1 protein-coding gene is annotated in these 695 nt (G+C 48.8%); it reads right to left on the reverse strand.

The annotated features are described in order from the left end of the window. The coding region (locus R8N47_RS25310) for an endonuclease/exonuclease/phosphatase family protein (protein WP_318186124.1) at positions 1 to 695 on the reverse strand (695 nt) is incomplete at both ends.

Below are 695 nucleotides of genomic sequence, written 5' to 3' on the forward strand. Positions count from 1 at the left end.
CCCGTAGAAAAGTGGTAGTGAGTCGCTGGGCGCACCTCAAGAGACGAGCCCGTTTGCAGATTCCAACCATCCTTTAGTTGTAATTCAGTGACGCTGTCACTAAATGTTTCGATAAGCACGTTATTAACGCTTTCTTTTGAGATGGGCTGGTTCATATCACCCATTAACACGGTCGGTATCGGATGTGCTCGATATTGTGCCTGCATCGCGTCTCGCAACATGGCCGCTTCCCAACCGCGTTGCTGTGTAGACAACCAACGAGCCATTATGCGACTTGATGGTTCTGGCGTTTCGGTATCCGCAGGGCGTTGAGATTTGAGGTGAGTGACATATATGGCAATGTGACCAAGGACTGGGTGAACGACTTGCGCATAAATCGGCTTGCGACTGAAATCGGGCGCTTCATTTACCCCAAATGGCGTGAGTGAGTTTGAATCGAACTCTACGCGTTTTACATCCTCAATAGGAAAGCGAGACGCAATCGCGACGACGGGGCGAGAATAAATATACTCGTCTTCTATTTTTGGGGTATCGACCGTAGCGAAATACGGAAAGCCAAGTGACAAAAAGTACGCGCGGGTCTCTTCGATACTGAACACCTCTTGCAGACCGATAATGTCCGGTTCGAGCTTTTCTAATTGGTTTTGCGTCCAAGCAAGTTTGTCTCGCCACTGCTCTTGGGAATGAATATTCTC

Source organism: Vibrio sp. 2132-1 (assembly GCF_033344315.1).